The sequence below is a fragment of the Montanilutibacter psychrotolerans genome, assembly GCF_003719825.1.
In the GTDB taxonomy this organism is placed as follows: domain Bacteria; phylum Pseudomonadota; class Gammaproteobacteria; order Xanthomonadales; family Xanthomonadaceae; genus Montanilutibacter; species Montanilutibacter psychrotolerans.
This window is the reverse complement of record NZ_RIBS01000003.1, coordinates 526506-534630: the sequence shown is the minus strand read 5'-3', so window position 1 is coordinate 534630 and position 8125 is coordinate 526506. Positions and strand designations below refer to the sequence as shown.

General features: G+C 68.2%; 7 protein-coding genes. 3 read left to right on the top strand and 4 right to left on the bottom strand.

Translation table 11 applies throughout. The features are described 5' to 3' along the window. A partial coding sequence (locus EER27_RS09195) for a type VI secretion system Vgr family protein (RefSeq protein WP_123087742.1) occupies positions 1–1187 on the bottom strand: 1187 nt, incomplete at its 3' end. Positions 1188–2187: 1000 nt separating this feature from the next. Here EER27_RS09195 and rpoH point away from each other — a divergent pair. Then, positions 2188–3081 carry an RNA polymerase sigma factor RpoH gene (gene rpoH / locus EER27_RS09190; RefSeq protein WP_123087740.1) on the top strand — a complete coding sequence of 298 codons (894 nt, stop codon included), beginning with the start codon at positions 2188–2190 and terminating at the stop codon, positions 3079–3081. Positions 3082–3341: 260 nt separating this feature from the next. Beyond that, positions 3342–3761: a hypothetical protein gene (locus EER27_RS09185; protein ID WP_148040989.1), complete on the top strand. Its 420-nt coding sequence runs from the start codon at positions 3342–3344 to the stop codon at positions 3759–3761. Between the two features lie 112 nt (positions 3762–3873). Here the strand turns inward: EER27_RS09185 and EER27_RS09180 are convergent, their stop codons facing one another. Beyond that, positions 3874–4488, bottom strand: coding sequence for a trimeric intracellular cation channel family protein (locus EER27_RS09180; RefSeq protein WP_123087736.1), 615 nt, complete (start codon positions 4486–4488; stop codon positions 3874–3876). A 259-nt stretch (positions 4489–4747) separates the two neighbouring features. On the opposite strand from EER27_RS09180, the gene EER27_RS09175 reads away from it, so the two are divergent. Then, positions 4748–5176 (top strand): hypothetical protein, encoded by a 429-nt coding sequence (locus EER27_RS09175; protein ID WP_123087734.1) that lies wholly within the window; start codon positions 4748–4750, stop codon positions 5174–5176. Positions 5177–5388: 212 nt separating this feature from the next. On the opposite strand, the gene EER27_RS09165 is transcribed toward EER27_RS09175, so the two are convergent. Both EER27_RS09165 and EER27_RS09160 read right to left on the bottom strand, forming a co-directional pair. Next, positions 5389–6696: an NAD(P)/FAD-dependent oxidoreductase gene (locus EER27_RS09165; protein WP_123087731.1), complete on the bottom strand. Its 1308-nt coding sequence runs from the start codon at positions 6694–6696 to the stop codon at positions 5389–5391. Next, a complete protein-coding gene (locus EER27_RS09160; RefSeq protein WP_123087729.1) occupies positions 6693–8006 on the bottom strand; it encodes an MFS transporter in 1314 nt (437 codons plus the stop codon). The genes EER27_RS09165 and EER27_RS09160 overlap by 4 nt, the downstream gene beginning before the upstream one ends. Positions 8007–8125: the final 119 nt, after the last annotated feature.

Sequence of the window (8125 nt, the reverse complement as noted above, 5' to 3'; positions counted from 1 at the left end):
AGCGGGCGCGGGCGCGGCAGCGGCACGATCGCGGTGTCGCGCGGCACGGCCAGGAAGCGGTTGCGGTAGGTGCCGCGCTCGGTGCCGGCGGCATCGAGCAGGGCCGCGACACCGTGACCGGCGCCGTTGGCCTGCGAGGCCGAGGTGGACAGGTTGTTGGCCGCCACGTGCTCGACCAGCAACGGCACGAACGCCTGCCCGGACAGGTCGGGGTGCTGGGTCAGCGTGAACGCGGCGCCGGCATCGACGCCGCGCCCGCTGCCGCTGCCCGCGTGCAGGCGGCGCGGCAGGCGCAGTGCGTCCAGTTGCAGCTCGGCCTCCAGCTCGGCCTGGGCACGCTCGGCGTAGCGACCGGCGCGCGGCACCGCGTACACCTCGCGCGAGGGAACGTGCGGGCCGGCCGGGTCGGCGGTGAGCTGCGCGGACGTGGCCTCGACCTGCTCGGCCTGCCAGCTGGCCACGCCGATCGCGTCGGCCACCGCCTGGCGCTGCTCGGCGAAGGCGGTGATGGCATCGAGCGACTCGGTGGCGTCGCTGCGATGGAAGCGCAACGAGGCCGGTTGCGCATCGGGCACGGCGGCATCGCGATCGAAGACGACCAGGGTCGCCACGCCGTCGGCCGACTGCGCGTGCTCGAAGCGCCACGCCAATCCGGCATCGGCGAGCAGGCGGGTCACGAAGGCGTGGTCGCTCTCGCGGAACTGGGTGGTGATGGCGGGCTTGGCGAGCGGCTGGGTGGCGTCGAAGCGCCACTTGGCCTGCGGGTAGTCGGCGAACACGCGCCTCAGCACACCACGCACGTCCAGGTCCTGGAACACCAGCGCGTTGCGGCGGTGGCGCAGGAACGCGGTCCACGGCTCCAGCCGCAAGCGGTAGCGCGCGAAGCCGCCGTCGCTGCCCAGCGCGGCGGCGTGCGTGCACCAGCCGTGCCAGTGGCGGTGGCCGCCGTCGGCATCGCGCAGGCGCAACGCGACGGGCTGCGCGACCAGGGCGTCCAGGTCGAGCGTGGCCGACGGCGACAGGCAGTCGATGTCGAAGCGGTAGTCGGCGCAGACCGCCTCGTGGCCGCGGAAGCGTTCGACCACCAGCGCACCGTCGAGCGCGCTGTCGATCTCGATCAGGCGCCCGTGCTGGGAAAGAAGGTTGAGCCAGTTGCCGGCCGTTGCGGCAAGCGAGTGGATATCCATATCCGATGACCTCGGTTCAGTGCCTGGCAACCACCAGGCACACCATACGGTCAGCACTGGAGTTGCAACTCATGCGCAATTTTGTGGATGCCGTGAGGAACCGAAATATCGACCGATCAAAATCGCGTCGCGCCTTGGGGACACCAATCGCTGGACAGTTCGGTTGGCGCGGCAGAGTAGTCGCAGCAAGTCCGACGACGAAATCAGCTAAACCCGCGCGGCGGCGTAGGCATTTCCCTACTACCGATCGGAGATCATTGGCTCAGCTCAATCGATCGCGCTCCAGAACGAGGCCGGTGCCAAAGATCTCCCTTCAAGCTTCTGACGTCGTGGCTTCCTTGACTTTCAGGCGTGCCACCAGGGCTTTGATAAAGAAGGACGGCATGCCAGGAGGACGTTGTGTCGCCACCGGCTGCGTGACATCGGAATACTCAGCGAACCATCCAGTCTTTGGTTTGCGAGGCCGCATATGGCGACGTGGAACTCAACCTTCCCGGTCGCGATAGACAAGAGCAATGAGATGAAACCGGGGCTGGCGGCTCCGAAATCCGGGCGGTTCCAGATCGAGGGTCCGCGCGGCGCGCCAAGGGGTTAGAACGGACAGTGGCCAGGGCGAGCCCTTGCCTCCCACCCCGAACGGGCGGGCCACCTCCTGGCCGGTTGATCAACAAAGACCGGAGTAATGCGGCCCGCCAGCGTCGCGACAGATGCCCAATCGATCGCGAGCCTTAGGGTCGTTTAGGTGCTTGATGAAAATCAATCTGCAGAGCGGGCTCAAATGACATGCTTGGGCGATTGACCGAGTTTCCGGCGCTTCTGACACCACTAGCGCAATTCGACAACCGGTTGGGATGGTCTAGCCCAGAAGTAGGGCTTGAGCGTTGGCGCCAGTCGTAACATCCTTTGCCTCGTAGACCTCCTCGGCGTTCCATTAACGGAACGCTGCGAACTTTCCCAATTTTTAGCAGTCGTACCCCCCGACTGCTAACATCGGTTCCCTATGACCCAGATCGCATCCTCCACCGCCCTGGTCGCCAACAACCTGCCAGTTCCGGCCCTTAACGGCCTGACGGCGATTGGCTCGCTCGATGCCTACATCGGCGCCGTTCATCGCATTCCGGTGCTCACCGCCGAGGACGAACAGGCGCTCGCGCGCCGCTTCCTGCAGGAATCGGACCTCGATGCCGCACGTGAGCTGGTGCACTCGCACCTGCGTTTCGTGGTGCACGTCGCCCGCGGCTACAGCGGTTACGGCCTGCAGATCGGTGACCTGATCCAGGAAGGCAACATCGGCCTGATGAAGGCGGTCAAGCGCTTCGACCCCGAGCAGGGCGTGCGCCTGGTCAGCTTCGCGGTCCACTGGATCCGTGCCGAGATGCACGAGTTCATCCTCAAGAACTGGCGCATCGTCAAGGTCGCCACGACCAAGGCGCAGCGCAAGCTGTTCTTCAACCTGCGCAAGAGCAAGAAGCGCCTGGGCTGGATGAACGCCGAGGAAGTCAGCGCGGTGGCGCGCGACCTCAACGTCTCCGAGCGCGAGGTGCTGGAGATGGAGTCGCGCCTGTCCGGTCGCGATATCGGCTTCGATGCGCCGACCAACGAGGACGAGGACAACGCTCCCCCGTCGCCGGCCGCATACCTGCGGGCGCACGAGGAAGATCCCTCTCAGATGTACGAGCGGGAGGACGAGGAAGACAGCAAGCTCGCCCTGCTGCGCGAGGGCCTGTCCGGGCTCGACCAGCGCTCGCGCGACATCGTCCAGCGCCGTTGGCTCGATGCCGACAGCAAGGTCACCCTGCAGGAACTGGCCGACGAGTACGGCGTCAGCGCCGAACGGATTCGCCAGGTCGAAGCCAACGCCCTCAAGAAGATGCGGGCGCTGTTCGCGGCCTGATTTCCAGCGCGCGTTCCCGCAACACGACGGCCCCGGAAACGGGGCCGTTTGCGTTTCTGCCTCCCGGCATCGGGCGCTGGCCAAGCCATCGCGGCAACGTGCCAGTGCCGGCCGGTCTCGCCACGCGCAGGAGCCTGCGTCGACGTCGCCGCCAGCGGGCTGGTGAGGCGCGCGGCCTATTGGAAAACCGCGGGACCATCGCCAGACTCGGTCGGCCCGTGCTGTGGTGGCGGGTCGACCAATACCCAATGGAGGGGTTCATGCACGTCAAGAAGATGGTGGTTCTCAGCGCTCTCGCCCTGGCCCTGCTGCCGCACAGCAAGCCGGCGGTCGCAGGCAATGTTTCCGGCGCGGCGCTGGCTTGCTATGTCGATACCAACGCCTACGACCAGCCCAAGGTCGGAGTGTGCCGTTCCGTCTGGACGCCGAGCACGGCAAGCAACCCCAGCATCGCGTACTTCACGGTGGTGGGTTTGACCACCGGCAACTACTCGTTTGTCTGGAAGGATCTGGAAACCAACGGCAATCCGGGTTGCACGGGCAGCGTCTGCATCGTGCCGATCTCGACCGATGTCTCCGGTGATGGCCTGGCGAAGCTCCAGGTGACGATCACCGATCTGGACAACAACGCGCAGAAGATCGTGTCGGCGACCGCGCGGTACCTCGACGGCTGGCATTGATCTGACCGGCGTCCGGGCGTCGCCCGGATGCGTCGCGACGGCCCGGGCAACCGGGCCGTTCGCAACTCAGGCCGATGGCATCGGACGACGACGCGATCGATCGCCGCCGTAATCAATCCCGCGGACGCGCCACCGGCAGATGCCATCCGTGCCGGATGGCCATGTAGCGCAGGCCGAAACACAGCAGGGCGCCGATGACCAGCGCCGGCACGTGCGGATGCCGCAACTGGTGGGCCAACACCACCACCGCCGCGCCTGCCAGGGCCGCGACCGCGTACAGCTCGGCCTGCAGCACCACGGGCGTGCGCGCGACCAGGATGTCGCGCGCGATGCCCCCGCCGATGCCGCTGAGCATCCCCAGCAGCGTCGCCGCCACGGGCCCCAGGCCGAATGCGAGCGCCTTGCTGGCACCTGCGACCGCGAACAGCCCCAGTCCCGCTGCGTCGAACATCTGCACCGGGTTGCGCAGTCGCTCCACCAGCGCGTGCCGGTAGAAGGTCAGCAGGCCGGCCAGGCACGACACCGCCAGGTAGCGCCAGTCGGCCAGCGCCGCTGGGGGCGTCGCACCGATCAGCACGTCGCGCACGATGCCGCCGGAATTGGCGGCCGCAAACGACAGCACCAGCACGCCGAACAGGTCGAGTCTCTGGCGCACGCCGACGGTCGCGCCGCTGATCGCGAACACGAACGTACCGACGAGGTCGAGCAACAACAGCAGCAGGTCCATGCGGAATCCGGAAAGGGCGGGGCGTTGCGATGGTCCGGGGATTGTCGCGCGCGCCTGGGCCATCGCGCGGTCGAAGGCGGCGACGCCGTCGTCTCGAATCGGATCACCGCCGCGGAACGTCGGGATGGTACCCGCGAAAGCTGCCAGATCTGCCGGGTTGGTGCGCGCCCTGGAGCCCTTGTGGCACCCATCGGGCAGCCGCCAGACTCGCTGCGCCGCGCCCGTCCCGGGCCGGCACGTCTACCCATTGGAGGGGTTCATGCACGTCAAGAAGATCGCGGCTCTCGGTGTCGTTCTCGCAGCGTCGCTGTTCGGTCACAGCCAGCCGGCGCACGCCGGCGATGTCAGCAACGCAGGCCTGACCTGTTTCGTCGACACCCGGGCGTTCGATCAGCCCACGCTCGGCCAGTGTCATTCCGTGTGGACCCCCGGCACCGCCAACAACCCCAGTGTCGCGGTGTTCCAGGCCGTCAACCTGACCACGGGCAACTATTCCTTTGCGTGGACCAACCTCGAGACCGGGCAGCCGATCGCGACCTGCGCGAACATGTCGTCGTGCAAGATCTCGATCCGCACCGAGACCTCGGGCGATGGCGAGGCGCACCTGTCGGTGAAGATCACCGATCTGGCCACCAACCTGGCCAAGACCGTCGCCGCAAGCGCGTACTACTTCGACGGCTACAACTGAGTCACGCCGACGACGTCCTGCCGGTCCGATCGCATCGCGATCCGACCGCAGGCGGCACCACCCGGCAGGTTGCCCCGTGCAGCCTGCCGGCCGCTGCGCCAGACGCCCGTGCCCAACGCCATGGCGGTGCGCACGACCGCGATGGCGGCCCAATCCGCGGCCATCACGCCGACGCCGGCACATCGCGTCACATCGCGCTAGGTGCCTCCGGCTCAGCGCGCATCCGAATCCACGGTCGCGTCCGGCGCTCGATCGACACCGAAGATGATTCGCGCGTGGCGCTGGTAGCTCCAATAGGCCCAGGCCCAGTTGATCAGCACGATCAGACGGTTGCGGAAGCCGATCAGGAAGAACACGTGGGCGGCCAGCCAGAACCACCACGCCAGCACGCCCGACAGCGCGAAGCCGCGCACGTCGACCACCGCCGCCATGCGCCCGATGGTGGCGAGGTTGCCGAAGTCGCGGTAGCGGAACGCCGGCACCGGCTTGCCGGCCAGGCGGGCGCGGATGGCGGCCGCGACGTGCGCCCCCATCTGCTTGGCCGCCGGCGCGACGCCGGGGACCGGCTTGCCGTCCTGCTGCACACTGGCCAGGTCGCCGGCGACGAAGATCTCCGGGTGCCCCGGCACGCTGAGATCGGCCTGCACCCGCACGCGGCCGGCGCGGTCGCGCGGCGCGTCCAGCAGCGCGCCCAGTGGCGACGCCGCGACGCCGGCCGCCCACAGCACCGTGCGTGCAGGCACGACGGTGGCGTTGGCCGCGTCGGCCGGATCGCCGAGCGTGTAGCCGCGCGCATCGATCGCGCCCACCGGGCGTCCGGTGACCACCTCGACACCCAGGCGCTCGAGCTGCCGCTGCGCCTTGGCCGACAAGGCTTCGGGAAACGACGACAGCACGCGGGGGCCGGCCTCCAGCAGGCGCACGCGCGCGTGTGCGGGGTCGATATTGCGGAACTCGTGACGCAGGGTGTGCCGCGCGATCTCGGCCAGCGTGCCGGCCAGTTCGACGCCGGTCGGACCGCCTCCCACCACGGCGAAGTCGAGCCACGCGGCGCGTTCGTCCGGGTCGGTGCAGGCTTCCGCGCGCTCGAAAGCGAGCAGCACGCGGCGCCGGATGTGCAGCGCATCGTCGAGCGTCTTCAGGCCGGGGGCGTCCTCGGCCCAGTCGTCGTGACCGAAGTAGGCGTGCGTCGCACCGCTGGCCAGCAGCAGCGTGTCGTAGGCGAGACTGCCGCCGTCGGCCAGGCGCACCGTGCGTGCGCGCGCATCGATCGCTTCGACCTCGCCAAGCCGCACTTCGACGTTGCGCTGGTCGCGAAGGATGTGGCGCAGTGGTGCGGCGATGTCGGGCGCCGACAGGCCGGCGGTGGCCACCTGGTAGAGCAGTGGCTGGAACAGGTGGTGGTTGCGCCGATCGATCAGGGTGATGCGCACGGCCGCCGAGGCCAGTGCCCGCGTTGCCCACAGGCCGCCGAAGCCGCCTCCCACGATCACCACGTGATGGCGCGTGTCGCCACTCATGCGTTTGCTCCTTCGTCCTGGTCGATGCGCGAGGTCGCGCGGGTGTCGGGCATCCACAGGTAGACCAGCAACGACACCGCGATGCACGCGGTCACGTACCAGTAGAACCCGCTTTCGATGCCGGCGCGCTTGAACCACAGCGCGACATAATCCGCGGTGCCGCCGAAGACCGCCACGGTCAGCGCGTACGGCAGCCCGACGCCGAGTGCGCGCACCTCCACCGGAAACAGCTCGGCCTTCACCACGGCGTTGATGGCGGTGTAGAAGCTCACGATCACCAGCGCGGCGAGGATCAGCCAGAACGCCTGTCCCGCGGTCTGCACGTCCTGCAGGTGGCTCAGGATGGGCACGGTGAGCAGCGTGCCGAGCACGCCGAATGCGATCAGCAGCGGGCGTCGCCCGATGCGGTCCGACAACGCGCCCACCACCGGCTGCATCAGCATGAAGAGGAAGAGCGTGGAGGCGTTGAGCAGCGCCGCGGTGTGCCGGTCGAGCCCGGCGCTGTTGACCAGGAACTTATGCATGTAGGTGGTGTAGGTGTAGAACGCCAGCGTGCCGCCCATGGTCAGCCCGATCACGGTCAGGACCGCGCGTGGGTGCTGCATCAGCGCGCGCAGCGTGCCCTGGACCGCGGCGTCGGTGCCGGCCGGTGCACGCGCGGCGTGTTCGAACGATTCGGTTTCGGCCATGTTGCGACGCAGCCACAACGCCACGACCGCCGCCAGTGCGCCGATCGCGAACGGGATGCGCCAGCCCCACTCGCGCAGCTGTCCTTCGGTGAGCAGCACCTGCTGCAGCACGATGAGTACCGTCAGCGCCAGCAGGTGACCCATCACCAGCGTCACGTACTGGAAGCTCGACCAGAATCCGCGGTGTTCGCGCGTGGCCATCTCGCTGAGGTAGGTGGACGAGGCGCCGTATTCGCCGCCGACGCTGAACCCCTGCAGCAGGCGTGCCAGCGCCAGAAGGATCGGCGCGGCGATGCCGATGCTCGCGTAGCCCGGGGTGAAGGTGATGATCAGCGAGCCGGTGCACATCATCAGCACCGACAGCATCAGCGCGGCTTTGCGGCCGTGGCGATCGGCGTAGCGTCCCAACAGCCATCCGCCGAGTGGCCGCATCAGGAAGCCGACGGCGAAGATCGCCGCCGTGCTGAGCAGTTGCGAGGTGAGGTCGCCCTCGGGGAAGAACGTCGCGGCGAAATACAACGAGAACGCCGCGTAGACGTACCAGTCGTACCACTCGACCAGATTGCCGACCGAGCCGCTGAAAATGCTGCGCAGCCGGCCCGCCGGCGTCATCGCGCCCATGGCTGGGCCCCGCGCCGGCGCGTCACGCGGGCCACCGTGCTGTCGACGAACGAATGCGCGCGTTCGATCGCGAGTCCGTCGGCGCGTCGACGCGTTGGTGTTCGCGCGCGTGTGGGGCG